Source organism: Marinovum sp. E3 (assembly GCF_055755275.1).
On record NZ_JBVTQV010000002.1, the window covers coordinates 310529 to 335277 of the forward strand.

22 protein-coding genes and 1 pseudogene are annotated in these 24749 nt (G+C 64.0%); 10 read left to right on the forward strand and 13 right to left on the reverse strand.

Features of this window, described 5'->3' with window-relative positions:
- The 3 genes from AC0J5K_RS18885 to AC0J5K_RS18895 all read right to left on the reverse strand — a co-directional run bounded on the left by AC0J5K_RS18885 (position 1) and on the right by AC0J5K_RS18895 (position 3176).
- On the reverse strand, positions 1-894 hold the full coding sequence (locus AC0J5K_RS18885) for a carbohydrate ABC transporter permease (protein WP_074837562.1): 894 nt from the start codon (positions 892-894) through the stop codon (positions 1-3).
- Positions 891-1826 carry a carbohydrate ABC transporter permease gene (locus AC0J5K_RS18890; protein WP_083416089.1) on the reverse strand — a complete coding sequence of 312 codons (936 nt, stop codon included), beginning with the start codon at positions 1824-1826 and terminating at the stop codon, positions 891-893. Before AC0J5K_RS18890 ends, AC0J5K_RS18885 begins: the two co-directional genes overlap by 4 nt.
- A gap of 90 nt (positions 1827-1916) precedes the next feature.
- Entirely contained in the window at positions 1917-3176 is a 1260-nt protein-coding gene (locus tag AC0J5K_RS18895; RefSeq protein WP_274564436.1) for an ABC transporter substrate-binding protein, read from the reverse strand.
- Positions 3177-3558: 382 nt separating this feature from the next.
- On the opposite strand from AC0J5K_RS18895, the gene AC0J5K_RS18900 reads away from it, so the two are divergent.
- The 5 genes and pseudogenes from AC0J5K_RS18900 to AC0J5K_RS18920 form a co-directional block, all read left to right on the forward strand.
- The gene (locus tag AC0J5K_RS18900; protein ID WP_274564435.1) at positions 3559-6153 is read left to right on the forward strand and encodes a hypothetical protein; all 2595 of its coding nucleotides are present in this window, start codon (positions 3559-3561) and stop codon (positions 6151-6153) included.
- Positions 6150-7316, forward strand: coding sequence for an enolase C-terminal domain-like protein (locus AC0J5K_RS18905; protein WP_274564433.1), 1167 nt, complete (start codon positions 6150-6152; stop codon positions 7314-7316). Before AC0J5K_RS18900 ends, AC0J5K_RS18905 begins: the two co-directional genes overlap by 4 nt.
- 82 nt (positions 7317-7398) lie before the next feature.
- Positions 7399-8196 carry a FadR/GntR family transcriptional regulator gene (locus AC0J5K_RS18910; protein WP_274564431.1) on the forward strand — a complete coding sequence of 266 codons (798 nt, stop codon included), beginning with the start codon at positions 7399-7401 and terminating at the stop codon, positions 8194-8196.
- Entirely contained in the window at positions 8193-9185 is a 993-nt protein-coding gene (locus AC0J5K_RS18915; RefSeq protein ID WP_274564429.1) for a D-2-hydroxyacid dehydrogenase, read from the forward strand. Before AC0J5K_RS18910 ends, AC0J5K_RS18915 begins: the two co-directional genes overlap by 4 nt.
- 52 nt (positions 9186-9237) lie before the next feature.
- Positions 9238-10305 (forward strand): annotated as a pseudogene (locus AC0J5K_RS18920) (acyl-CoA dehydrogenase family protein); the annotation flags it as partial.
- 21 nt (positions 10306-10326) lie between these two features.
- Here AC0J5K_RS18920 and AC0J5K_RS18925 read toward each other — a convergent pair.
- The 5 genes from AC0J5K_RS18925 to AC0J5K_RS18945 form a co-directional block, all read right to left on the reverse strand.
- Positions 10327-11892 (reverse strand): acyl-CoA dehydrogenase family protein, encoded by a 1566-nt coding sequence (locus AC0J5K_RS18925; protein WP_274564427.1) that lies wholly within the window; start codon positions 11890-11892, stop codon positions 10327-10329.
- A 91-nt stretch (positions 11893-11983) separates the two neighbouring features.
- Positions 11984-12856: an amidohydrolase family protein gene (locus tag AC0J5K_RS18930; RefSeq protein WP_074837556.1), complete on the reverse strand. Its 873-nt coding sequence runs from the start codon at positions 12854-12856 to the stop codon at positions 11984-11986.
- A 19-nt stretch (positions 12857-12875) separates the two neighbouring features.
- Positions 12876-13346, reverse strand: a complete 471-nt coding sequence (locus AC0J5K_RS18935) for a MarR family winged helix-turn-helix transcriptional regulator (protein ID WP_074837555.1) — start codon at positions 13344-13346, stop codon at positions 12876-12878.
- 5 nt (positions 13347-13351) lie between these two features.
- Positions 13352-14116, reverse strand: a complete 765-nt coding sequence (locus AC0J5K_RS18940; protein WP_074837554.1) for a crotonase/enoyl-CoA hydratase family protein — start codon at positions 14114-14116, stop codon at positions 13352-13354.
- An 11-nt stretch (positions 14117-14127) separates the two neighbouring features.
- Positions 14128-14892 carry an SDR family NAD(P)-dependent oxidoreductase gene (locus AC0J5K_RS18945; protein ID WP_074837553.1) on the reverse strand — a complete coding sequence of 255 codons (765 nt, stop codon included), beginning with the start codon at positions 14890-14892 and terminating at the stop codon, positions 14128-14130.
- Between the two features lie 239 nt (positions 14893-15131).
- On the opposite strand from AC0J5K_RS18945, the gene AC0J5K_RS18950 reads away from it, so the two are divergent.
- From AC0J5K_RS18950 to AC0J5K_RS18970, 5 genes are read left to right on the forward strand one after another with little or no spacing between them, the layout of a single operon-like run.
- Positions 15132-16841, forward strand: coding sequence for a feruloyl-CoA synthase (locus AC0J5K_RS18950; RefSeq protein ID WP_283639029.1), 1710 nt, complete (start codon positions 15132-15134; stop codon positions 16839-16841).
- A gap of 28 nt (positions 16842-16869) precedes the next feature.
- Positions 16870-17814: a Bug family tripartite tricarboxylate transporter substrate binding protein gene (locus AC0J5K_RS18955; RefSeq protein ID WP_074837552.1), complete on the forward strand. Its 945-nt coding sequence runs from the start codon at positions 16870-16872 to the stop codon at positions 17812-17814.
- A gap of 54 nt (positions 17815-17868) precedes the next feature.
- Positions 17869-18312 (forward strand): tripartite tricarboxylate transporter TctB family protein, encoded by a 444-nt coding sequence (locus tag AC0J5K_RS18960; RefSeq protein WP_274564419.1) that lies wholly within the window; start codon positions 17869-17871, stop codon positions 18310-18312.
- Complete coding sequence (locus AC0J5K_RS18965; RefSeq protein WP_274564417.1) at positions 18305-19816, forward strand: tripartite tricarboxylate transporter permease; 1512 nt, start codon at positions 18305-18307, stop codon at positions 19814-19816. The genes AC0J5K_RS18960 and AC0J5K_RS18965 overlap by 8 nt, the downstream gene beginning before the upstream one ends.
- Positions 19813-19980: a hypothetical protein gene (locus tag AC0J5K_RS18970; RefSeq protein ID WP_170850571.1), complete on the forward strand. Its 168-nt coding sequence runs from the start codon at positions 19813-19815 to the stop codon at positions 19978-19980. Before AC0J5K_RS18965 ends, AC0J5K_RS18970 begins: the two co-directional genes overlap by 4 nt.
- A gap of 522 nt (positions 19981-20502) precedes the next feature.
- Here the strand turns inward: AC0J5K_RS18970 and AC0J5K_RS18975 are convergent.
- Genes AC0J5K_RS18975 through AC0J5K_RS18995 form a run of 5 tightly spaced genes read right to left on the reverse strand, consistent with a single transcriptional unit; the run spans position 20503 to position 24716 of the window.
- Positions 20503-21054, reverse strand: coding sequence for a maleylpyruvate isomerase N-terminal domain-containing protein (locus tag AC0J5K_RS18975; RefSeq protein ID WP_074837548.1), 552 nt, complete (start codon positions 21052-21054; stop codon positions 20503-20505).
- The gene (locus AC0J5K_RS18980) at positions 21051-22124 is read right to left on the reverse strand and encodes a cupin domain-containing protein (protein WP_211568917.1); all 1074 of its coding nucleotides are present in this window, start codon (positions 22122-22124) and stop codon (positions 21051-21053) included. The genes AC0J5K_RS18975 and AC0J5K_RS18980 overlap by 4 nt, the downstream gene beginning before the upstream one ends.
- 15 nt (positions 22125-22139) lie before the next feature.
- Positions 22140-22787 (reverse strand): maleylacetoacetate isomerase, encoded by a 648-nt coding sequence (maiA, locus tag AC0J5K_RS18985; RefSeq protein WP_074837547.1) that lies wholly within the window; start codon positions 22785-22787, stop codon positions 22140-22142.
- Complete coding sequence (locus tag AC0J5K_RS18990; protein WP_074837546.1) at positions 22784-23479, reverse strand: fumarylacetoacetate hydrolase family protein; 696 nt, start codon at positions 23477-23479, stop codon at positions 22784-22786. The genes maiA and AC0J5K_RS18990 overlap by 4 nt, the downstream gene beginning before the upstream one ends.
- Positions 23480-23504: 25 nt before the next feature.
- Positions 23505-24716 carry a 3-hydroxybenzoate 6-monooxygenase gene (locus AC0J5K_RS18995; protein ID WP_074837545.1) on the reverse strand — a complete coding sequence of 404 codons (1212 nt, stop codon included), beginning with the start codon at positions 24714-24716 and terminating at the stop codon, positions 23505-23507.
- Positions 24717-24749: the final 33 nt, after the last annotated feature.

Sequence of the window (24749 nt, forward strand, 5' to 3'; positions counted from 1 at the left end):
TCAACCTTTCAGAGAGCCGGCGGTCAGGCCGCGGACAAAGTATTTCCCGGCCGCGACATAAACCAGCAACGTTGGCAGAGCGGCGATGATTACAGCGGCGGCCTCCACGCCGTAGTCGCGGATCCCCCCCTTGGGGCCGGTCACCGCATAAAGCGCCGCGGTGATCGGCAGATCGGTTCCGGTGGTGAACGTCGCGCCATAGAGGAATTCATTCCAGATGTGGGTGAACTGCCAGATCACGACGACCACGATGATCGGCGGCGACAGCGGCAGGACAATCCGCCGGAAGATGGCAAAGAACCCGGCCCCGTCGATCCGCGCAGCCGCCACGATTTCATCGGGAATCTGCACATAGTAGTTGCGGAAAAACAGCGTGGTGAAAGCCAGACCATAGAGGTTGTGAATGATCACCAGACCCCAGATATTCGTGGCCCCAAGCCAGCCCAGCATCTGCGCCGTCGGCAGCAGGAACAATTGCGCCGGAAGGAAGATGCCAAAGATCGTTGCGGCGAAAAAGAACTCGGACCCGGGAAACTTGAACTTGGTCAGCGCATATCCGGTGATCGCGCCCAGAATGGTCGAGGTGGCGGTGGCGGGCACGACCATCTTGACCGAATTCCAGAAATACGGCGCCATGCCGCGACAGTCGGTGCCGACGCAGCTGTTGAACATCGCCTCGCGCCAGGCACGGGCCGAGACTTCTTCGGGCCAGGACAGCACGCCATTGCGCAGGATTTCGCCCTGTTCGCGCAGCGACGTGATGACCACGATGGCGAGCGGCAGGATGAAATAGACCCCGAGCAGGACCAGCAGCGCATAAAGCACGAGCCGCCCCATCACTTCGCCAAGGGTGCCATCTGAGACGGCGGCGGTTGCCGCGGATGAATCGCTCATTGCTTGGTCCTCCGGCGGGCGATGACCTGATAGGATTTGTAGATTGCCATCAATGTGAACAGCAGCAGCAGCATGTAGACCGAGGCCACGCTGGCCAGAGCGATTTCACCACGGTTGAACATCATGTCGCGGACAAAGATCGACGGCACATCTGTGGCAATGCCCGGCCCGCCCCCCGTCAGGGCAAGGATGATGTCATAGGTCTTGAGCGCCCATTGCGAGAGGATGAAGAAGACGGCGACGAAAATCGGCGCGATCGATGGCAGGATGACCCGGCGATAGATCGTATGTGTGGGTGCGCCGTCGATCATCGCCGCATTGATGATGTCGCGGTTCACAGTCCGCAGCCCGGCCAGTACCAGCGCCATGACGAACCCGGCATGCTGCCACACCTGGGCGATGATGACCGTATATATCGCCCGGTCCTTGCGGGTGATCCAGTCGAACACGAAGCTTTCGAACCCCATGCCCTGCACCAGCGCCTCGACGCCGGTGCCGGGATTGAGAATCCAGCGCCAGATCGTCCCGGCCACGACAAAGGACACCGCCATCGGATAGAGATAGATGGCGCGAAAGATGTTTTCGCCGCGCACGTTCTGATCAATCGCAATGGCCATGCCGATGCCGATGACTCCGCAGACCAGCATATAGATCGGCCCGAAGGTGAACAGGTTGCCGGCGGCGACCTGCCAGCGCGGATATTTCCAGATTTGCCAGTATCCTTCGAGCCCGACGAAATCGGTCGAGGGAAACAGCGTGCTGTCGGTCATCGACATGAGAACCGTCCATCCCAGAAAGATGAAGGTGCCGATCAGCGTGATGATGAAAGCTGGGGTCAGCGACAGGCCGATGACCAGCCTCTCCGTCACCCGGCTGTCAAGGCGGGGCCTGCGGCGCGGCGCGGCGGCCTGCTCGGACGTTGAAAATGTCATTTTTGTACCTTCGTCACCGCGGCAATGCGCCCGGTGCAGTGCATTATGGAGCCTGCCGACAGATGCGCTGCCGGCAGGCCCCGCATTGTATCAGCGCGTGATCTCGATCGCTGTGCGGATCGCTTCGGCGCCGTCCTCGGGCGACATGTCGGTGTTCATGTATTCGCTCACCGCATCCATGATCGCCCCGCGCACATTGCCCGGCACCGCCATGGAATGGCCCATGCTCAGCACCACGTTGCCTGCGTCGCTGGCCGCCACCAGATCTTCTGCCGATTTCTGCTGGCACGTGTGGAAATCCGCCAGGTCGATGTCACTGCGCGGCGGGATCGATCCCTTGACCTTGTTGAACGCGGTCTGGAACGTCTCTGACATGCCGATCCGTGCAAAGCTTTCCTGCCCGGCCAGTTCGTTGGCGTCCTCGGTGTTGAACAGGGCGATGGAATCCGCGTTCAGCAGGAATGCCGGATCACCCTGATTGCTCGGCGTCACCAGACACAGGAAATCGACTCCCACTTCGGCATCCTGCTGGGCCAGGGCGCCAAGTTCCCAATCGCCCATGAACTGAAAACCGGCCTCACCGGCCAGCATCATCGCCGCCGTCTGTTCATAGTCGCGTCCCGGCGAGGCTGAATCGACCCAGCCCATCATGGTGCGCAGTTGCTCCAGCGTCGCCTGCATCTCGGGCGCATTCAGGGCCGTGTCGTCGAGATTGACAAAGGCGTCGCGATACCAATCGACCCCCATGCCAAGGCCGACGGCCTCGAACAAGGTGATCTCCTGCCACTTCTGCCCGCCAAGCGCGACGGGGATGATGCCCGCGTCCTGCATCTTCGTGGCGACGGCGTTGAATTCCTCCCAAGTGGTTGGCGGCTCTGCCCCCACGGCATCCAGCGCCTTGACGCTTGTGTACATCCAGTTGTTGCGGTGGACCGTGACCGGAAAGGCGACATAAGCGCCATCGTACTGCATCGCGCCTTGGATCGTCGGGGCCAGCAGATCGTTCCAGCCCTCTGTCTCTGCGATCGCGTTGATGTCACGCAGAAAGCCATGCGAGCCCCATTCCTGGATGTCGGGCCCCTTCAGAACGACGGCGCCCGGTGGATTCCCGGCCAGCGCCCGTGCCCGCAAGGTCGCCATCGCCGATGCGCCCTCGCCCGAGACTGTCGTGTCTTTCCAGGTGCCGCCCTTCTCTTCGAAAAGGCCGCGCATGGTTTGCACGGCTTCCCCCGAAGCCCCGTCCCACCAGTGAAGAAGTTCAATGGCCGGCGCGTCCTGTGCCATCGTCGTGGTTGTCGCAACGGCCAAGGCAGCGGCGCCATAGAGCCCTAGTCGAATATGTGTTGTCATAATTTCCTCCCATGAAGTCCTGCCCCACCGCCCGCGGGAATCCTCCCTCCACGGCGTCCGGCATGTGCACGATCCCCGCGAATCCGCCAAAAGTCAACAACTCTGTACCGATTTAAACCCAAATCGAGAAATTGGGCTAGCCACTCAGGCGACATCGAGCGCCCAGCCCTGCTTGCGGATGTTCTTTTTTTTACTTCAAACACAACACATTATTCAAATTCCAGGAAGCCGTGTCGAATTTTCGGAAAATTGAGTGGGTCACAATCCGCGAAAGCTCACAGCGCATTCAGCCAATTGACACGGTGATATGTACCAATATATGCAAAGTGGGCCGTACCAATTTCGGGCGGTTGCCAAGGAAATAATCTGGAGGTCGCCCCCGATGGACAGGCCGCATTTCGTGAACCTCGACGCAGCGCCCGGCGACGTCGCAATCCAATGGGCCGCGGGCAAGCTGGCACAGGCCCACGCGGAATCCGGCGCGACAGAGCACGGCCCGCGGATTGTTGTCGGATTGACCACGTCGCCCAAGCCCGGCATCTGGCACGGCTTGGATGACGTCCACCTGCCGGAAGGCGACGACAGCTTCGTCATTGCATGCCACAAGGACGCGCCAGAGCTGCTGGTCTGGGGCACCACGACCCGCGGCGTGGTGTATGGCCTGCTTGAACTTGCCGACCGGCTTGCCCATGGCGCGGCAGTGACGGCGAAAGACTTTGTCACCCCGATGGTCCGCAGCCCAAAGGCCCGACTGCGCAGCGTGTCGCGGTGTTTTTCAAGCGAGATCGAGGACAAGGGCTGGTTTCACGATCGCGAAGGCTGGCGGCGGTATCTCGACATGTTGGCCACCAACCGTTTCAACCGTGTCGCGCTGACCTTTGGGATGCCATACAATTATCCGTATCAAAACGGGTACCTGACGGACGTCTACCTGCATTTCGCCTATCCCTTCCTCGTCGCGCCGGAGGGCCACGATGTCCGCGTCCGCGAGCTGTCAGATGACGAACGCGCGGACAACCTTGAAACGCTGCAATTCATTGGCCGTGAAGCAGAGCGGCGCGGGCTGGAATTTCACCTCGGCCTCTGGACCCACGGTTATGATTTTGATGACACGCCGAGGGCCAATTACACCATCGACGGCATCACACCCGACAACCACGCCGCCTATTGCCGCGACGCGCTGCATGCTCTGCTGGTGGCGGTTCCCCAGATCCGCGGTGTCACGCTTCGGGTGCACATCGAAGGCGGGGTGCCTGAGGCGTCCTATGACTTCTGGTCGGTGGTGTTTCAGGGCATCGCCAGAACCGGTCGGCCGATCGAGGTTGATCTGCATGCCAAGGGCGTGGAACCGAAATTGATCGACACCGCGATCCGCAGCGGATTGCCGGTGAACATTTCGCCCAAGTATCTGGCCGAACATATGGGCCTGCCCTACCATCAAGCGGCGATCCGCCGCGAGGAAAGCCCACCCGCAGGCGACGTGCCGAGCGCGATGAGTTTCAGCGAAGGCAGTCGCCGGTTCCTGCGTTACAGCTATGGCGATCTTCTGTCGCGAGCGCGTGATTATTCGGTGTCGTTCCGCATCTGGCCGGGCACACAGCGCATCCTGCTCTGGGGCGATCCTGACATGGCCGGGGGCTATGGCCAGCTGTCGACAATCGCCGGTGCCACCGGCGTCGAGATTTGCGAACCGCTGTCTTACAAGGGGCGGATGGGTAGCGGCCAGCCCGGCGGGCGTTTCAATTATACCGATGGGGCGCTGATACCGAAATTTGACTGGCAAAAACACGAGATTTTCTATCGCATCTGGGGGCGCCAGTTGCATGACGCGGCGGCGGAAGGGCCGGAACTTCTGCGCCTGCTCGACTCCCGCTGCGGTGACGCCGCTGACGATGTGGCCAAGGCCCTGACAGGGATTGGCGGTGTGCTGAACATCGTGACCCAGGCCTATGGGCCCTCGGCCTGCAATCACTATTACTGGCCCGAGATTTACGACAATCTTTCGCTGATCAACCCTCCCGGCCAATTGCCCTACGGCGATGACTTCGACCAACCGGGCCGGTTCGGCAATGCGCCGACCTTTGACCCGCAACTCTTTGCCAATCCGGCACAATACGCCACTGAGGCGCTGGCAGACCGGCAAAGCCACCGCTACACCCCGCTGGACGTGGCCGGATGGCTTGACGCGCGGGCCGAAACAGGGCTGGCGGCCGCAAAGGCCGCCGAAGCCCGGAATGGTGCAGACCTCCCCGAAACGCGCCGGATTCTGGCGGATGTGCGCATCCTTGCCGGCATTGCCCGGTTCTTTGCTGCCAAGTTTCGCGCCGGTTGTTCGTGGGAAATCTACCTCAAGACCGGTGACCCAGAGCTTTTCAGAGCCGCCAAGCGCCAATATGCGGCGGCCATCGAACATTGGAAATCCGCCGCAGACACCGGCACGAAAATCTACCAGAAAAATCTGTCTTGCGGGCCGTTCACCTGGCTTCAGGGCAATTGGGCCGACCGCGTGCAGGCAATGGTGCGCGACCTTAACGACATCGAAGCCTGGCACGTCGACACCCGCCTGCCGCTGTCTGCGGATGCCGACACGCTTGCGCGGGTCAAGGCCCTGATCGCGCAGGGCGGCAGGATGCAAACCGCAGCGGCGGGCCACGCTCCGCCGTCGGCCTTCGTGCCCGGTGCCCCCGTGAAATTGCGACTGGCCCGGCGTGCAGACTGGTTCGCCGCGCCGGTGTTGCACTATCGCCGACTGAACCAGGCTGAAAGCTGGCTGCAATCCGAGATGACGCCGGACGGGGCCGACTACATGGCCACAATCCCTGGCCTCTACACGGAGTCGGATTTCGAGCTTCAGTATTACTTCTCTGTTGAGACGCCTGCGGGGCCTTGCCTAATGCCGGGCTTGACGGCGGACCTCTCCAATCAGCCCTATTTCGTGCTCTGCGCGGAGAACACACCAAAAGGGGACGACCGATGACCCAGGCGACGATCGCGGCGGTCCATGTGACCGCGTTCCGTTATCCGATCCAGAATTGCGCGACCGAGCGCGCCTCGGGTCACACTTTCGACTGTACCGGGGCCACATCGTCGCGTGCGCGACTGCACGTGACAGTACGCGCCACCGATGGCTCTTGCGGCACCTATGTCGGCGGTACCGACGTGATGCTGCCTCAGGTGGAAAAGGCCGCTCAATTGCTGATCGGAATGCCCTGGCACGCCCGCGAACCTTTCTACGCCACTGCGCGCAGGCTGCTGCAAAAACACGATCGCATGGGCGTCGGGCTGCTCGATTCCGCATTGTGGGATCTTGCCGGAAAGCGGGCCGGCATGTCGGTCGCGGAAATGCTGGGCGGCGCGCGCGCCACGCTGCCGGCCTATGCCTCCACGTGGATGGGCGGCCCCGGCGGCGGGTTGCAGGTGCCACAAGATTACGTCGATTTCGCGCTGGAATGTCGCGAACTGGGTTATCGGGGCTTCAAGATGCACGGCTGGGGCGTCGATGACGTGGACCGCGAGATCGCAACCGTGCTGGCCCTGGGCGAGGCCATTGGGCATTCGATGGCGCTGATGAGCGATCCGATGTGTTCGATCAACGGGTTTGGCGACACGCTGCGGCTGGCCAAGGCGTGCGACGCGGCAGGCTTCTACTGGCTGGAAGACCCGATGAGCGACGGCGGGCAGGCGGCGACGGCCTATCGCGCCATACGCGAAAAGTGTGCGACCCCACTGATGATCGGGGAATGCGTGCGAGGGCTGGAGGCGAACGCTTCGGTTGTGCTGGCGGGCGCCAGCGATTTTGTCCGCGCCGATCCCGATTTCGACATGGGGATCACGGGTACCATGAAACTGGCCCATTTCGCCGAAGCCATCGGACTGGATGTCGAGCTACATGCGCCCGGCCCGGCGCAACGGGCCTGCATGGCTGCACTGCGCAATTCCAAGTTCTACGAAGTGTCGATGGTCGGCCCGGGCCGAGGGCTGTTCGCGGGCGGCTATTATGCCTGTGGCTACAGCGATGCGTTGGATGACGTGTCAGCGGACGGCACCGTGCCTGTGCCCGCCGGAGCCGGGCTTGGCGTTCAGTACGACATGGATTTCATACGCGGATATGCCTTTGCCGACCTGAAGGTCGCAGCCTAGGCCGGCGTAACCGACATGCGGGCGGGCCTCCGCACCTTGCAAAAGGCCCCAAATTGCTGAAGCTTTCAGGATCAATGTGCAAATGAGCGTCCAGACCATGCAGGAAACGAAAAATCCGGGTCGGCCGACGGCCGATCCCGACCCCAACGCGACCGACGTGCAGGGGCTCGGCGAAGGTCCGACCGACCGAATCTACAACGCGATGCTGGAAGCGATTTCTCATCTCAGTCCTGGCACGAAACTGCCCAGCGAACGCGAGATGATGGAGCGCAACAACATCACCCGGCAAACAGCTCGGGTGGTGCTTAACCGGCTGATGCGGGAGGGCGTCGTCGAGCGCAAGATCGGCAGTGGCACATTTGTCAGCGAACGCTATCACACAGCCCAAGACGACACGGATCGCGACAATGTCGACGCCGGCCTGAGCGATGTGCTCGAGGCGCGGCGCGGGCTAGACCCGCTGGTGGTGGAGCTGGCAACGGAACGGGCATCGCCGCGCGACATCGACAGGTGCGAGACCATCCTCAACCAGTTGACCGCGTCCCACGATCTGGGTGAGATCAAGCGCCTTTGTTACGACTTCCAGCTGGCGCTGGCGGCGGCCACCCGAAACCCCATCCTTCTGGCCAATTACAAGGTTCTCTATACCTCGCGAAAGAACCTCGGCTGGGACCGGCTGAAGTGGCAGCACAAGAACGGCAATTCGCGGCAGGAACTTATCAAGCGACAGACCGACATCTTTCAGGCCATCAAGCAACGTGACCGCTTTCGGGCGGTATCGCTGGTATTGCGCGATCTCGATCGGTTGCAGACCCTGACCATGGGACCGCGCGTCCTGCGCTATCCGAAAGAGGACGACGACGGGACGGAAATGCTTTGACCGTCGCCGGGCCGCGCAGGGTGGTCAGCGACCTGCCCCTGTCCCGGGCTCAGCAGGACAGGATCATTGCCGCATTCGGCGGTTGCGACCTGTGCATTCTGGGGGGCAGTGCCGATCTGCCGCGCGCGCTGGATCAGGCCGACATCGCCTTTCTCAGCCCGCAAGTGAAGGTCGAGACCCTGATTGCCCGGCCGCATCTGGCATGGGTCCACATCGACATCAGCGGAATGGAACGGTTTTCTCATCCGAAGATTTTGAATGGCAGCACTGTGGTAACCGGTTCCGCGGGCCGGTCGGCGCCGGTCCTTGCGGAACATGTCCTGATGTTCATGCTGGCACATGTCTATCGGCTGCACAGGCTGATGACCGCCCAGAACAACTGCGAATGGGCGACGGAGGGGTTCGCGCATCGGCGTGGTCTTTTCGGGCAAAGCGTCGGCATCATCGGGTTGGGCCAGACCGGGCGTGAGATCGCCCGCATGGCCAAGGCGCTGAACATGCAGGTTCTGGGCTTCAACCGCTCCGCTCTCGAGGTCGCGCATGTCGACACCCTGTTTTGTGACGCAAAGGGCGATGGGCTTGCTCCGCTCCTGGAACAATCCGATTTTGTCGTGCTGTGCCTTGCGCTCACGGATGAGACACAAGACCTGATCGGGGCGCCTGAGCTCGAAAGGATGAAACCCGGCGCCTGTCTGATCAACATCGGCCGGGGCGCGTTGATTCAGGAGGAGGCGTTGATCGAAGCACTGGAAAACGGCCAGCTGGCCGGCGCGGGGCTTGACGTTTTTCGTCAGGAACCCCTGCCCCCGGACAGTCCGTTTTGGCATGCGCGCAACATCCTGATCACACCGCACGTTACGCCGGGAATGCCAGACAAGACCGCCCGGACGGTGGATATCATCCTCGACAATATTGCCCGGTTTCGACGGGGCCAGCCACTTCGAAATGCGGTTCGTCCGACCAATCGCCTGACCCAGGCGACCATGTGAAAGCGGCGGAAGGTTGGCGGGCTGAAGGAGACCCGCATTGTCCGCAACATCCCTGAAAGGCGGCCCGTTCAACTGGGCAGACCCGTTCCTGCTGGATGACCAGCTCTCCGAAGAAGACCGCATGATCTCCGACACGGCACATCAGTTTGCCCAAGACCGCCTGCTGCCGCGCGTCGAAAAGGCCTATCTCAACGAACACACCGATCCCGAGATTCTCCGCGAAGTGGGCGCGCTCGGCCTGCTGGGCGTGACCATCCCCGAGGCATACGGCGGGGTCGGCGCGTCCTATGTCTCTTACGGGCTGGTGGTACGCGCCGTCGAGCGGGTGGACAGCGGCTATCGCTCGATGATGTCGGTGCAAAGCTCGCTGGTCATGTTCCCGATCTACGCGTAAGTCTCGGAACAACAGAAACAGAAATACCTGCCCAAGCTTGCCAGTGGCGATACATTGGCTGTTTCGGCCTGACCGAGCCGGACGCCGGCTCCGATCCTTCGGGCATGAAGACCCGCGCGGTCAAGACCGACGGCGGCTATCGCCTGATCGGCTCGAAGATGTGGATTTCCGACAGCCCGATTGCCGATGTCTTCGTGGTCTGGGCCAACTCCGAGGCGCATGACGGCAAGGTGCTCGGCTTCATCTTTGAAAAGGGCATGACGGGGCTGTCGGCACCGAAGATCGGCGGAAAACTGTCCTTGCGTGCCTCGATCACCGGCGAGATCGTGATGGACAATGTCGAGGTCGGCGAAGATGCGCTGCTGCCCGATGCCCAGGGCATGGGCGGGCCCTTCGGCTGCCTGAACCGGGCCCGATTTGGCAGGCGTGATGGGCGCCGCCGAAGACTGTCTCCACCGCACCCGGCAATACGGCCCCGGCGGCAAGCAGTTCGACTGCCCGCTGGCCGCCACGCAGCTCTACCAGAAGAAACTGGCCGACATGCAAACCGCGATCGCGCTGGGGCTTCAGGCCTCGCTGCGCGTTGGGCGGCTGTTCGACGAAGGCCGGTTTGCGCCCGAGATGGTCTCGCTCATCAAGCGCAACAACTGCGGCAAGGCGCCGGATATTGCACGCCACGCCCGCGACATGCACGGCGGCAACGGCATCCAGATCGAATACCACGTGGCAATCACCACTCCTGCCGCGTCAACCATTGCCCGAGAACGGGAAATTGACCGGAAGGGGCCTTCGCATCACGAACTCCCTGAGGCGTATCATTTCCGGATCCTCGCTGTCTGCGATGCGTGCCCAGACCGCGCGAAGGAAGAGCTCACAAGTCAGCTGTGTGAAGTCATGCGCCAGCGCGGCGGGGTCACGCGCAGCGAGAACGGTTTCCCGCGTCTCCCGCCACTGGCTGCAAATCGACAGCACATCCGCATCATCCGTCAGGTTGCCGATCATGGCCAGAAACGCGTCGGCGCCCGCGCCGCCGTGCAGCTTCAGCCCGCGGGTCGTGGTGGCCAGCTCGTGAATGCCATTGGCCCCTTCGTAGATTGAGGTGATCCGCGCGTCGCGCCAGGTCTGCGACACGCGGTATTCGGGCAGGTAGCCATAGCCGCCAAGAATCTGGATGCCGAGGTCTGCCGCGCGGATGCCGGCCTCGGAGCAGAAGACCTTGCAGAGCGGTGTCAGGAAATCGACCAGCGCCGGATTGTCACCGCGCTCAAGCGCGACAAGCGTGAGATGCGCCATGCCGCGCGCGCCCAACGTCAAGGCGCGCTGTTCATCGAGCATCCGGCGCACGTCGGCGTGATCCGACAGCACCGCCTCAGAGCCGTCGGGCCGGCGGCCCTGAACCCGTTCGTCGGCATAACTTCTGGCGATGTCATGGGCGCGGCTGGCGTGGGCCACGCCTTGCAGCGCCACGTCGATGCGGGCGTGGTTCATCACCGTGAACATGGCGGCCAGCCCCGCGCCCTCTTCGCCCACCAATTGCGCCGGGGTGCCGTCAAAGGCCATCTGGCAGGTCGGCGAGGCATGCAGGCCCAACTTTTCCTCAATCCGGGTGATCGAGATCGTGCGACCCGCCGCCTTCTTGCCGGTCAGGAACAGCGACAGTCCCTTGATGCCTTCTTCGCGCGTGCCGGTGCGGGCAAGGACAAGGTGCAGGATGTCGTCCGACATGTCCTGATCGCCACCGGAAATGAAGATCTTCTCGCCGGTGATTGCCCAGCCATTGCCGACCTTTTCAGCCTTGCAGCGCACGCGCGTCAGGTCCGAGCCGGCGCCGGGTTCGGTCAGACACATGGTCGACAGGGCCTCGCCCGCGGCAAGGCGCGGGATCCACGTCTGCTGCTGCGCCTCGGACCCGAAGCGCAGAAGCGTCGCGACCGCGCCGGGAACAAGGTTGCAGACCATCTGCATGGCGTGGTTGGCGCCGGAGAAGATCTCGGACACGGCGGCGGCGACAAGTTGGTTCTGTGCCATGCCGCCGAAGGTCTCGGGTGCGGTCAGCCCCTGCCAGCCGCCTTCGGCCAGCTCCGCATAGGCCGCCGCGAAGCCGTCGGGCATCTTCACGGCGCCGTTTTCCAATCGGCACCCCTGGGCATCGCCCGGCTCGTCAAGCGGCGCAATGACGCCTTCGGCGAAGGCGGCGAAATGGCCGAGGATTTCACCCGCCAACGCGCCGTCCCAGTCCGCAAGCGCGCCGGCCCCCGCCACGTGGTCGAGCGAAAACAGGATGTCGTCGAGAGGCGCTTCGAACGGTTTCATGTTCAGGGTCCTTATGGGGAGCGGGCAAAAGGGGGCTGTCCGCGCCCCCGATGGGGGACGCGGGCGCGACCTGTGTCGGCGGCGGTTGGGGTCAGCCCATCAGGCCCAGCAGCCGGGCGGCATTGTTCTTTATGATGTCCTCGCGCAGGTGATCCTTGATCGCGATCTGCTCGAAATCGCTGAGCCAGCGCTCTGGCGTAATCATCGGCCAGTCGGACCCGAACAGCACCTTCTTCTTCAGGATCGAGTTGCAGTAGCGCACGAGGATCTCGGGGAAATACTTCGGCGACCAGCCCGAGAGGTCGATGTAGACATTGGGCTTGTGCTGCGCCACGGCCAGCGCCTCTTCCTGCCAGGGGAAGGAGGGGTGCGCCATGACGATCTTCATGTCTGGAAAGTCCACCGACACGTCATCGAGGTACATCGGGTGGGAATATTTCAGCCGCATCCCGTTGCCGCCGGGCATACCCGATCCGACGCCGGTCTGACCGGTGTGGAAGAGCCCGATGCACCCGTGCTCGGCGAGGAGTTCGTAGAACGGATAGGCCATCCGGTCATTGGGATAGAAGCCCTGCATGGTCGGGTGGAACTTGAAGCCCTTGATGCCGTGTTCCTCGATCAGGCGCCGCGCCTCGCGCACCGCCATCTTGCCCTTCCACGGGTCGATCGAGGCAAAGGGGATCAGGATATCGCTGTTGCGCGCAACCTGTTCCAGCACCTCGTCGTTGGAAAACCGGCGATAGCCGGTCTCGCGTTCGGCATCGACCGGAAAGATCACCGCGGCGACGTTCTGTTCGCGAAAATGCGCGGCAGTCTGGTCGATCGTGGGCTGCACGATCTTGGCGTTGAAGTATTGGGCCATCTTCGCCTGAAGATCGTCATAGCCATCGTCGGAATGGCAGCCGCAGGGTTCTTCGGCATGGGTATGGATGTCGATCGCGCGGACCTTCGAGATATCTACCATCTGTCCTGTTCCTTCTCGCTCAAGTCTTTTCCTGCTTGCGGATCCGTGACAGCGCGTCGGTCAACGTGGCGCGGGTTGCATCGTCCATATCGGCGAACAACCGGTTTTCGTGGGCAATGACCGCGGCGTTGGCCTTGCCGAAGAGGCGCCGGCCGGCCAAGGTCGCTGTCAGCGCATAGGCGCGCCGGTCGGTGGGCACTTTGTCGCGCACGATCAGCTCGCGCCGTTCCAGCTCGTCGACGATGACCACCAGGTTGGGGCGTTCGATGCCCATCGCCTGGGCCAGTTGCGCCTGGCTGAGACCGGGGTTGCCGACGATCAGGGCGAGCGCGGTATAGGTCAGCATCCGCAATTCGAACGGTTTCAATGTCAGTGTCAGATCGGCCTGCACGATGTTGAAGGCGCGCTTCATGTGATAGCCGACGTGCGCCCGCAACGTCTCGTCATTGACCTTCTCGGGCGGGGTGATGGATTTCGCAGCTTTTGCCATGGTGATTACCTGAAGACGGGGGCGCGTTTTTCGAGAAAGGCTGTCAGCCCCTCTTCCGCGTCCGGTGTGGTCTGCGACAGGGCGGCGGCCAGCGACTCGGTGAAGAGGCCATCCGTCCGGGACATGTCGTTGATGCGGGCGATGGACTGGACCATCAGATAATTCGACAGCGGCGCATTGCGCGCGATCTTGCCGGCCAGCTCCCGCGCCAGCGCCAGCGCCTCTCCTTCGCCCACGGCATAGTGGGCAAGACCCAGGGCCAAGCCCTCTTCGGCACCATATTTGCGCCCGGTCAGCATCATTTCGGTCATCCGGTCGGCGCCGAGCAGACGTCCGACGCGGGCAGTGGCCCCGCCGCCCACGAAGATGCCGCGGCGCCCCTCGGGCAGCTGGAAGATGGTCGAGGCCTCGGCAATCCGCACATGGGTGGCGGCCGCCAGCTCCATCCCGCCGCCGATCACGGCCCCGAACATGGCAGACACGGTAATCAGTCCGCCCAGCTGGATGCGTTCCATCACCGCGTGCCAGTGGCGCGAATGATAGAGCCCCTGTTCGGCCGAACGGCGCACATGTTCCGACAGATCGAGACCGGAACAATAGTGACCGTCCGTCCCAGTCAGGATCACGACGCGCACGCCCTCGGGCGGTTTCGAATAGAAGGCATCCAGCGCATCGACCAGTTCATCGCACATGGCGTTGCGCTTGTCCGGGCGGCTCATCGTCAGGGTGGCGATGGGCCCTTCGACGGCCACTTTCAAAAAGTCCGACATGGGGTGGCTCCTTATCGCGGCGGCAGACGGGCTGCGCCGTCCAGCCGGATGGTTGTTCCGTTCAGGAACGGATTGGAAATGATCTGCTCCGCCATCATGGCGAATTCGCCCGGCGCGCCGAGGCGGGCGGGAAAGGGAATGTTGGCGGTGATCTTGGCGGCGACCTCTTCCGGCAGGCCCGCCATCATCGGTGTCTTGAAAAGACCCGGGGCGATTGCCATCACCCGGATACCGCTCTGCGCCAGTTCCCGCGCCGCAGGCAGGCACATGGATGCCACCCCGCCCTTGGACGCAGCATAGGCCGCCTGGCCCAGTTGGCCGTCCTGCCAGGCCACGGACGACGTGTTGACGATCACGCCGCGCTCTCCGTCCGCCAATGGCTCGAGCGTCGCCATGCGCTTCGCCGCATGGCTCATCACGATGTAGGTGCCGATCAGGTTCACGCGGATTGTCCGCTCGAACACGTCGATCGAAAGCGCGCCGTCGCGGGCGAGGATGCGAGCGGCGGTGCCAATGCCGGCGCAATTGACAACCGCACGCGGCGCCTCGCCGAGCTTGCTCACGGCCTCATCGAAGGCGAAACTCACCGCCCCGGCGTCACTGACATCCGCTCGAATGGCGATGCCGCCAATTTCTGCGGCCACGGCTTCGGCACGCCCGCCGTCGAAATCGACAATCGCGATTCTGGCGCCAAGCCCGGCCAGATGGCGCGCGGTCGCCTCCCCCAGCCCGCTTCCGCCACCTGTGACCAGCGCGGTATTTCCCATGACATCCATCTTGCCACCCTTCGTTAACTTTCATCATGATTGTATCGCATAACTACTTTCGTCAACGTCTGATGTCCCGGATCTCAAAAAAGAGATGGACAATAACAGATATGCCTTATAACTATTATGCCAATCGGCAAACGCTTCGATGGGAGGATCTCGTGGTAACTTTGCGGCAAGATGGAAGAGACCGCCGGTATTGGACCCCCGAATTCACGTATGACAAACGCGACGACGGCACCGTCTACATGCGCCATGTCGAGGATCTGCCCGAACATCCGCAGCTTCTGGCCGACTATCTTGACCGCTGGGCGAATGAGGCGCCCGACCGGACCTGGATCGCCCGTCGCGGGGCGGACGGAGACTGGATCGAGGTGAGCTACGGCAGGGCCCGCAATCAGGCGCGGGCCGCAGGGGCCGCCTTGCTGAACATGGGGCTGGGGCCAGACCGCCCGCTGCTGATCCTGTCGGAAAACAGCCTCGAGCATGCAATCCTCGGGATCGCCTGTGCCTATGTGGGCATCCCCTATGCGCCTATCTCGCCCGCCTATTCGCTGGTGTCCGAAGGCGCCGCAAAGGCGAAAGGCAGTGTCGAGACGCTTAATCCCGGGGCGATCTTCGCCGATGACGGGGCCACCTTTGCCGAAGCTTTGCAAGTGCTGGTGAAGGGCGACTGCAAGGCGATCACCGCGCGCAACCATGTCGCGGGTGCGGCGCGCTACGACGACCTCCTCGCGCATGACCCTGCCGAGGCCGAGGCCGCGGCCGCGCGGGCGATACTGACCCCCGACACGGTGGTCAAATATCTGTTCACCTCCGGCTCAACCGGGTCGCCCAAGGCGGTGATCAACACCAACCGGATGATCTGTGCCATGCAGGCCATGGTGCGCGATTGCTACTCCTTCCTGGAGAACGAGCCGCCGGTGGTGCTGAACTGGGCGCCCTGGAACCATACGGCGGCCGGCAACAAGATCGCCTACCTCGTGCTGACCAATGGCGGCACCTATTACATCGACGATGGCCGCCCGGTGCCCGGCAAGTTCGACGAGACCCTGCGCAACCTGCGCGAAATCGCCTGCACCTGGTATTTCAACGTGCCCATCGGATACGACATGCTCGCCCGCGAGCTGGCCCGCGACAAGGTGCTGGCCGAGACCTTCTATTCCCGGCTGAACATGATGTTCTACGCCGGCGCCGGCATGGCCCAGCACACCTGGGACAAGCTGATGAAGATCGGGCGAGAGACGACGGGCCACGACGTACTGCTGGCGACGGGCCTGGGCTCAACCGAAACGGCGCCCTTTGCCCTGGCCTGGACCGACTTGGAAGAGACCGCCGGAAACGTCGGCGTACCGTCGCGGGGGTTGACGCTCAAGCTGGTGCCGACCGACGGCAAGCTCGAGCTGCGGCTCAAGGGGCCGTCGATCACGCCGGGCTATTACGGCGCGCCGGAGAAGACCGCCGAGGTCTTCGACGACGAGGGCTTCTATTGCATGGGCGACGCGCTGCGTCCGGCGGACCCCGAGGATTTTTCGCGCGGCTTCTACTTCGATGGCCGCGTGGCCGAGAACTTCAAGCTGTCGACCGGCACATGGGTCGCCGTCGGCGCAGTGCGCGCCAAGCTGGTGGACGATCTTTCCGGGCTTGTGCGCGACGCGGTGATCGTGGGCGAGAACGAAAGTCAGCTCGGTGCCTTGCTCTGGCTGTCGGACGTCGCGAGACAGATGCCGCCCGACGAATTGAAGGCGACGCTTTCCGAACGGCTGACCGCTGCCGCCAAGGCCGCGACCGGGTCGGCCAGCCGGGTAAGGCGGGCCAGGATACTGGCGCAGGAGCCGACGCTTGACCGCGGCGAAGTCACTGAAAAAGGCAGCCTGAACCAGCGCGCTCTGCGTGCGGGCAATGCCGGCGAAATCGACCGGCTCTATCGGTCGGACGAGGGCGTAATCATCGCCTGACACTCGGAAGTCTTGAGGAGGAGACCCCATGAAATTGACAGCCAGATTGCTCGCGCTCGGCCTGAGCGCGCTGATTTCGACCGCCCCGGCGATGGCCCAGGACTGGGCGCCGAAGGGCCCGCTGACCATCAATATCGGCTTCGGCGCCGGTGGCTCCACCGACACCATGGGCCGGGTGCTGGCCAAGGTGATGCAGGACAACACCGGCTGGCCCACCGTGGTCGAGAACAAGCCGGGCGGCGGCGGTGTCGCCATGTTCACCGGCATTTCCCAGCGCCCGGCCGATGGCCGGACCGTGGGCATAGGCGTCAGCATCCCGGTGCTGGTGCAGCTTGTGCAGCGCGGCGATCAGCTGCCCTTCGATACCGACAGCTTCGACTATCTTGGCACCGTGGCCCGCACCGAACTGGCCGTGGTGGCCGGCAAGGATGCGCCGTTCGACGATCTCGCGGGCATGGTGGCCCATGCCAAGGAGCAGGGCAACCTGCCCGTCACCGCGATGGCCCCGCCGCAGGTGCTTCTGCTCAAAGAGACGATGGCCAAGACCGGAGCCGAGCTCAATATCGTCAACGCCGATGGCGCGGCCGAGGTGCTCAAGCTGATCCTGGGCGGCCAGGTCATGGTGGGCTTCGCCGCCGGCGAGCAGTTTCCCTATCTCGAATCCGGCGACATGAAGGTGATAGGCAGCGCCGGCCCCGAAGCGCTGAGCTATGCGCCCGAGGCCAAGAACTTCAGCGAAATCGGTGTCGAGGCCTATGTCGACCCGGTCTATTTCCTCGCCATGCGCGCCGGCACCGCTCCGGCTGCGGTGGAGGCCATTGCCGCGGCCATCGACGAGGCGGTGAAATCGCCGGAGGTGGCCGAGATCGTCAAGAACGCGACGCAGAGCCAGTCGCTGAACCTGGGCCCGGAGGGCACGCACAAGATGATGACCGACGGGCCTGCCGCTTCGAAGGTGCTGTTCGGCAAATAAGTCCTGGCCCCGCCGCAGATCGTGGCGGGGCATCCATTCACGCGGGAGGATAGAATGACTGCTGCTGATCGTGCCTCGGGTGTCTTTTTCGTGCTGTTCGGCCTGGCGATGTATTTCCGCGTCAACCCGACCTACATCGAGACGGTCGATGGCGGAAACCTGGCGCCGGACACCCTTCCCAATGTCATGGCGCTTGTCATTGCCGCCTGCGGGGCGCTGCTGGTGGTCAAGCCCAGCACGCACATGATGCGCAGCCCGCGGCTGATCGCCCGCGCCGGGCTGTATTCCGCTGTGCTGGCGGCGGGCACCTTCGCCATGTCGCACTTCGGGTTCGAGATCGCGGGCCCCTGTGCTGGCGCTGGCCATCATGTGGCTGATCGGAGAACGACGTCCGCTCTGGCTGGCAGGCGGCGTGTTCGTCATGCCCGCCGCAACGTGGTTTCTCGTGGCCCAGGTGCTTGGGCGCGCATTGCCGTAAGGAGGCGGAACGATGGTTGACCTTGCGACGATCCTGGCCGGTTTCGGGGATGCCTTCACGCTCTACAACCTGGCCTTCGTGCTGCTCGGCGTCACCCTGGGCCAGATGGTGGGCGCGGTGCCCGGCATCGGGCCGATCATGGCGATGGCGATTGCCATTCCCTTCACCTTCGGGCTGGACTCCCTGCCCGCCATCGCCTTCCTCGTGGGGGTGAACAAGGGCGGGCTTGTGGGCGGTGCGGTGCCAGCAGTGTTGATGAACACGCCCGGCACGCCGGACGCCGCCGCGACCGCGCTGGACGGTCATCCGCTGGCGAAACAGGGCAAGCCGCTGAAGGCCACCAAGATGGCGCTGTTCTCCTCGATCACCGGCGATACCTTCAGCGACATCGTCTTGATCACCGTCTCGGCGCCGCTCGCCATCCTGGCGCTGAAGATGGGGCCGATCGAGGTGGCCGCGCTGATGATCTTCGCCTTCTCGATCCTTGCAGGGCTGATCGGCAATTCGTTGACCAAGGGCGTCATCGCCGCCGCCTTCGGCGTGCTGGTCGCCTCGGTCGGGCAGGACCCCGAGCACTACACGCCACGGCTGATCTTCGGCTACTGGGACGTGTTCGACGGGCTGCCCCTGCCCGCAGTGGCCATCGGGATGCTGGCGATGTCCGAGATCCTGCACCGCATGCCGCTGGCCCACGGCGGCGTGCAGTCGGCCATCGAGACAAATGACACCGGCAACCCCGATGATCGCCGCGTGACCTGGGCCGAATACTGGTCCTGCCGCTTCACCCTGCTGCGCGGCGCCACAATCGGCACCATCCTGGGCGCCATGCCGGGGATCGGATCGACGGCGGCGGCCTTCATGTCCTACGCGATGACAAAGGCGTCGTCGAAAGAGCCCGAGACATTCGGCAAGGGCAATATTCAAGGGATCGCGGCGTCAGAATCGGCCAATTCCGCCGTCGTCGGATCGAACCTGATCCCGCTCTTGACCCTCGGCATTCCCGGCTCGGTCGGAGCGGCGCTGATCATCAGCGCCTTCATGATCCACGGCATGCAGCCCGGCCCGCTGCTGTTCGAAAGCCAGGGACGGCTGGTCTATGGATTGTTCGGCGCGATGATCATGGCCAACTTTGTCAACCTCTGGGTCGGCCAGGTGGGCCTGCGCATCTGGGTCAAGGTCGTCTCGGCACCGGAATCGATCATCTTCGCCTCGGCCATCCTGCTCTGTGTGGTCGGCGTGTCGATGGCGACGAGCGGGCTGTTCGGGGTGGCGATCATGCTGATCTTCGCGGTGCTGGGCTCCCTGATGACGAGCTTCGGCTATTCTCTGGTGATCTTCATCATCGCATTCTTCCTCGGTCCGCGGTTCGAGAAATCCATCGCCCAGGCCCTGGCGCTGACCAACAACGATCTGACGCAAGTGATCTATAGCCCGGTGGCTCTGGCGCTGCTGATCCTGTCGGCCGTCTCGGTCGTCTGGTTCCTGCGCAAGAATGCCGAGGCCGCGCGCGCCGAGACGGCATGACGGTCCGCCCCCGGCGGTCCGAGTTTGTCGATCTCGATGCCGGCGCGGGGCTGTCCCTGTCGGAATACGCGCGGACATTCGACCTTGTGGTGAAGGGAGTGCATTCCCGACGCGAGAACGAGGCGCATATGTCCGCCGATCCCGATCTGATCGCGTTGCGCTAGGGCCGGCCGGTGACAGTGGTCCCGGACGGGTATTCGGCGGACCGGCTGGCCGAAAACGCGCTGGTGGCCTGGGATGGCAAACGCTCCTCGGCCCGCGCCGTCGGCGATGCCATGGCCGCGCTCGAACAGAAGGCAAAGGTGACGATGCTGACCGTCGGGACAGAAGAAGTGCCGGGCACGCGGACGCTCTTGCGCAACCTCCGCCGGCACGGGATCGACGCCGAGTTGGTGCTGACACCGCGCAGGGGTCGATTGCCCGCACCTTCGTGTCCTTCCCGGACCCGCATTACCCGTTCAATCCGCCGGGCAAATACTGGGACATGTACTCTCCGGACAAGTTCGACTTGCCGTTGCCATTCGAGGCGCACCAGAACCCGACGCCGCCGATGCAGCACCTGACGCGACAATGGCAGGAGGGCGGCGAGGATTGGGACGGCCCTGTCCTTACGGCTGATCGCGCAGCTCACGGCGCAGATGGACGAAAGCCCCCTGGCCGAAAAGCTGGCATAGGACGGGCCGCCCTCAGGCGTCCCGCAAGGGCTTCGGCACATCCTCCCGCCGCCCGCCGCTGCCGAGTTCCATAGCGGCGCGCCAGATGTCCCGCGCGCGCAGGTCCGGCGTGTCGCGCGGGCTGATCTCCTCCCCGGCCAGCATGATCGGCGGCCCGTCCCAGGCGGCGGCGGGCAGGTCGCGCCATTCCACGTCGAGATGTTTCACGGCGTGGTCGAAGAGATGCCGCAGGGCGCGCGCGGGCAGCGTCGCCGCCAGCGCGAGGTCGGGTTGCCACTCGGCCTCCTCCGCCATCAGCGGCTCGCGCAGCACCTTCAGCGCCAGCGCCATCGCCCGCGCCTGAAGGCTGACATGGGCGATCAGCTGCCGCCTGCTCCAACCGTCGCGAAGCGAGGGCGCGGCCAAGTCCTCGTCGCGCAATTCGTTGAGTTTACGCGCGAAATATGCGGTGCCGCGGCGCGCCAGCAGCAGGTCGCCCTGCGGCGCGGTCTCGGCGTCATAGCGCGCTCCCGCCCCTTGCCGCGCGCGCAGGGCGTCGCGCGCGGCGTTGGCCTTGCCGGTCATTGACCTGTGACCTGCGTGCGCATGAAGTCGAGCCGCTCCATGATCGGCGCGTCGGAGAAGCGGAACAGGTCGAACTGCGTCTCGGCCTGAAGCGACCAGGACACCCAGGAGGGCACGACGAAGATGTCGCCCTTCTCCAGCTTGCGGGTCTCGCCGCCCAGCACCACAGCACCCGCGCCTTCGAAAACCTGAAAGACCGAAGAGCCGACCTCCTGCCGCGCCGGCGTTTCAATGCCGGCCCGGACCCGGTGAAACTCGCAGCGGATGGTCGGCATCACGTCGCCGCCGGTGGTCGGATTGACGTAGCGGATTGCGGCATGGCCCAGCTCCACCGTCGCCGGATTGCCCTCATCCTCGAGCAAAAGCTGCTCGGTCAGCGCGGCGTCGGTGTGCTCCCAGCGGTATGCGCCAATGGGGGAGGCGACGGTGTTCTGAAGCCCCGAAAGCGGCCGCAGGCCGGGGTGGCACCAGAGCCGCTCGCCCTGGCTGTAGTTGGGCGTGGCATTGTCGGTGACGCGCTCGGCGCCGAATTCGAAGAAGCCCACGTCCATCTGCTGGCTGAACGGGATGTCCAGCCCGTCGATCCAGGCCATCGGCTCTGTCGCGACATTGTGATGGCCGTGGAAGTTCCAGCCGGGCGTCAGCAGCAGGTCGCCGCGCGACATGCGCACCGGGTCGCCATTGACCACGGTCCAGACGCCTTCGCCCTCGACCACGAAGCGGAAGGCGTTCTGTGAATGCCGGTGTTCGGGCGCGTTCTCGCCGGGCAGCAGGTACTGGATCGCGCACCAGAGCGTCGGCGTGATATAGGCATTGCCGCCCAGCCCGGGGTTGGCGAGACCGATGGCGCGGCGTTCCCCGCCACGACCCACCGGCACCAGCTTGCCGGATTCTTCCGCCAGTGGCAGCAGGTCGGCCCATTTCCAGACATGCGGCACCGCCTTCGGCTTGGGGTGCACCGGCATCAGGTCGCCCAGCTGGGTCCAGAGCGGCATCATGTGCTTGTCGTCGAACCCCTTGTAGAGCGCGCGAAGTTCGGGAGTGTCATCGGGTTGCATGGCATTGTCCATGGCTCTCTCCTTGTCTCAGGCGGCGTCGGGCTGGTTGGGTGGCGCGGCGTCGTTGAAGGCGGGCAGGCTGTCCAGCGCCGCGAAGATGCGGGCGATGGTGGGCCATTTGTCCAGCGCGATGTCGAAGCGTTTGTTGTTCCAGACCTGTGCATAGAGGCAGAGGTCGGCCAGCGTCGGCGTATCGCCGTGGCAGTATGTGCCGGTCTCGGGGCTATCCGCCAGCGTGGCCTCCAGCGCGTCGAAGGTGAGCGTCACCCAATGGGTGAACCATTGCTTCTGCGCGGCCTCGTCGGCGGCGAATTCATCGCGCAGGTAGAACAGCACGCGCAGGTTGTTGAGCGGATGGATCTCGAGCGCCACCATGTGCGCCAGCGCCCGCACCCGCGCCCGACCGTCTGCATCCTTTGGCAGAAGCGCCGGTTCGGGATGGGTCTCCTCCAGCCACTCGATAATGGCGAGCGACTGGGTGAGATGGCTGCCGTCCTCGCGCTCCAGCGTCGGGACGAGGCCCTGCGGATTGCGCCGCAGGTACTCTGGTGTCCGGGTCTGGCCGTCGCGCAGCGCGTAAGGGACGTAATCGTAGTCCAGCCCCTTGAGGTTCAGCGCGGCGCGCAGCCGGGTCGAGGTCGACGACCGGAAGAAGTTGTGCAGCTTCAGGGTCATTCCTTGGGCCCGATCTTCGTGGTCAACTCGCCCAGCCCCTCGACCGAGACGACGCAGGTGTCGCCGGGGGCGAGCGGGCCGACGCCGGCAGGAGTGCCGGTCATGATCACGTCGCCGGGGCGCAGTTCCATCGAGTGCGACAGGATCGAGATCATCTCGGGCACCGACCAGATGAGTTCCGCGAGGTCGGCCTCCTGCCTGGTCTCGCCGTTCACAGTCAGGCGGATGAAGCCCTTCGACGGGTGGCCGACCTTGGACACGGAATGCACCGGCGCGATGGGGGCGGAGCGGTCGAAACCTTTGCCCAGGTCCCAAGGCCGGCCCTGCTCGCGCGCCTTCAGTTGCAGGTCGCGGCGGGTCAGGTCATTGCCCACCGCATAGCCCCAGACGTGGTCCAGCGCGTCTTCCTCAGCGATGTTCTTGCCCCCGGCTCCGATCACCGCGACCAGTTCGGCCTCGTAGTGGAAGTGCTCGGTCTCGGGCGGGTAAGGCACGGTCGCGCCGTCCTCGACCACCGCGTCATTGGGCTTGAGGAAGAAGAACGGCGGGTCGCGGTCCGGGTCCTTGCCCATCTCGACCGCGTGGGCGGCGTAGTTGCGGCCGATACAGAAAATGCGGCGCACCGGGATGCGGTCTTGGCTATCAGCAACGGCAAGGGTCGGGACGGGAGCGGGATCGAAGATATAGCTCATGAGGGTACTCCTTGTTTGGGGATGTTCACGCGGCCGCGTCGGTCGCGGCGGCGGCGTCGAGGCCGTTCGAGCCGTAGAGCCAGTTCAACTGGCGATACCAGTCGTCGGCGCCCATCGAGCGCATGACGTGATTGCGGACGGCGGCCTTGGCGTCGTCGGGGTGGTAGATGTATTCGCCGATCAGTCTCGAGTTCATCTGCACGCGGGCGGTGCGCACCATGCGCATCTGCTGGTAGCGTTGCAGGGCGCCCTCGATGTCCTGCCCATGGTTCTCGATGCAATGCGACAACGCGACGGCATCCTCCATCGCCATGCAGGCGCCCTGGGCGAAGTATTGCAGCATCGGATGCGCACTGTCGCCCAGAAGCGCCACGCGGCCGTCGACCCAGTTCGAGATCGGGTCACGGTCGCAGAGCACCCATTGCTTCCAGTCGGTGCCATGCTCGATGATCTGGCGGGCGCGCGGGTGGATGTGCTCGAAGCCCTGCGCCACGTCTTCCTTGCTGACCGGCTTGCCGGCGATCGCCTCTTTCTCGTCGCGGTGATAGGTGACGACGAGGTTGTAGACCTTGCCGCCCTTCAGCGGATAGTGGACGATATGGCACTTCGGGCCGGCCCAGAGGGTGGCGGCGTTCCAGCGCAGATCCTCGGGCATCTGCTCGGTGGGGATCACCGAGCGATAGGTGGCATGGCCGGAAATCCGCGGCTCACCGTCGCCGATCATCTGGCCGCGAATGGGCGAGCGCAGGCCTTCGGCGCCGATCAGGAAGCGGCCCTTGAGGGGCTCGCGGTCCTTCAGTAGCAGCGTGGCGGAGGTGCCGTCCTGCTCGTATCCCGTGACCACGTGGTTGGTGCGGATGTCGACCAGCGGGCTGGTCTCGCAGAACTTCAGCAACACGCCATGCAAGTCGGCGCGGTGCACCACTGCGTAGGGGTTGCCGTAGAACTTGCGGAACGGATCGTCGAGCGGGATCGAGGTGATGTCCTCAGCGGTCTGTGCATCCATCAGGCGCAGGTGGTCGATATAGACCGCGACGCTGCGCGCCTCGTCGCCGACGCCGAGATAATCGAAGCAGTGGAAGGCGTTGGGGCCGATCTGGATGCCGGCGCCGATCTCGCCCAGCTGGGGCGCCTGTTCGACGACGATGGAACGTTGGCCTTTGCGGGCCAGGCCGCAGGCTGCCGCGAGGCCGCCGATGCCGCCGCCCGCGATGATGATGGGAAGCTCTTGGGTCATGACTTCTACCTTTCGGATGAGGGGGAGAGGGGC

Bases quoted from the DNA above. Each gene is read 5' to 3' on its own strand.
- AC0J5K_RS18950 (WP_283639029.1), top strand. From the start codon at position 15,132: ATGCGCCATGTCGAGGATCTGCCCGAACATCCGCAGCTTCTGGCCGAC.
- AC0J5K_RS18960 (WP_274564419.1), top strand. From the start codon at position 17,869: ATGACTGCTGCTGATCGTGCCTCGGGTGTCTTTTTCGTGCTGTTCGGC.
- AC0J5K_RS18885 (WP_074837562.1), bottom strand. From the start codon at position 894: ATGAGCGATTCATCCGCGGCAACCGCCGCCGTCTCAGATGGCACCCTT.
- AC0J5K_RS18980 (WP_211568917.1), bottom strand. From the start codon at position 22,124: ATGGACAATGCCATGCAACCCGATGACACTCCCGAACTTCGCGCGCTC.
- AC0J5K_RS18935 (WP_074837555.1), bottom strand. From the start codon at position 13,346: ATGGCAAAAGCTGCGAAATCCATCACCCCGCCCGAGAAGGTCAATGAC.
- AC0J5K_RS18925 (WP_274564427.1), bottom strand. From the start codon at position 11,892: ATGAAACCGTTCGAAGCGCCTCTCGACGACATCCTGTTTTCGCTCGAC.
- AC0J5K_RS18965 (WP_274564417.1), top strand. From the start codon at position 18,305: ATGGTTGACCTTGCGACGATCCTGGCCGGTTTCGGGGATGCCTTCACG.
- AC0J5K_RS18995 (WP_074837545.1), bottom strand. From the start codon at position 24,716: ATGACCCAAGAGCTTCCCATCATCATCGCGGGCGGCGGCATCGGCGGC.
- AC0J5K_RS18890 (WP_083416089.1), bottom strand. From the start codon at position 1,826: ATGACATTTTCAACGTCCGAGCAGGCCGCCGCGCCGCGCCGCAGGCCC.
- AC0J5K_RS18990 (WP_074837546.1), bottom strand. From the start codon at position 23,479: ATGAGCTATATCTTCGATCCCGCTCCCGTCCCGACCCTTGCCGTTGCT.
- AC0J5K_RS18895 (WP_274564436.1), bottom strand. From the start codon at position 3,176: ATGACAACACATATTCGACTAGGGCTCTATGGCGCCGCTGCCTTGGCC.
- AC0J5K_RS18970 (WP_170850571.1), top strand. From the start codon at position 19,813: ATGACGGTCCGCCCCCGGCGGTCCGAGTTTGTCGATCTCGATGCCGGC.
- AC0J5K_RS18955 (WP_074837552.1), top strand. From the start codon at position 16,870: ATGAAATTGACAGCCAGATTGCTCGCGCTCGGCCTGAGCGCGCTGATT.
- AC0J5K_RS18940 (WP_074837554.1), bottom strand. From the start codon at position 14,116: ATGTCGGACTTTTTGAAAGTGGCCGTCGAAGGGCCCATCGCCACCCTG.
- AC0J5K_RS18975 (WP_074837548.1), bottom strand. From the start codon at position 21,054: ATGACCGGCAAGGCCAACGCCGCGCGCGACGCCCTGCGCGCGCGGCAA.
- AC0J5K_RS18945 (WP_074837553.1), bottom strand. From the start codon at position 14,892: ATGGATGTCATGGGAAATACCGCGCTGGTCACAGGTGGCGGAAGCGGG.
- AC0J5K_RS18910 (WP_274564431.1), top strand. From the start codon at position 7,399: ATGAGCGTCCAGACCATGCAGGAAACGAAAAATCCGGGTCGGCCGACG.
- AC0J5K_RS18930 (WP_074837556.1), bottom strand. From the start codon at position 12,856: ATGGTAGATATCTCGAAGGTCCGCGCGATCGACATCCATACCCATGCC.
- AC0J5K_RS18900 (WP_274564435.1), top strand. From the start codon at position 3,559: ATGGACAGGCCGCATTTCGTGAACCTCGACGCAGCGCCCGGCGACGTC.
- AC0J5K_RS18905 (WP_274564433.1), top strand. From the start codon at position 6,150: ATGACCCAGGCGACGATCGCGGCGGTCCATGTGACCGCGTTCCGTTAT.
- maiA (WP_074837547.1), bottom strand. From the start codon at position 22,787: ATGACCCTGAAGCTGCACAACTTCTTCCGGTCGTCGACCTCGACCCGG.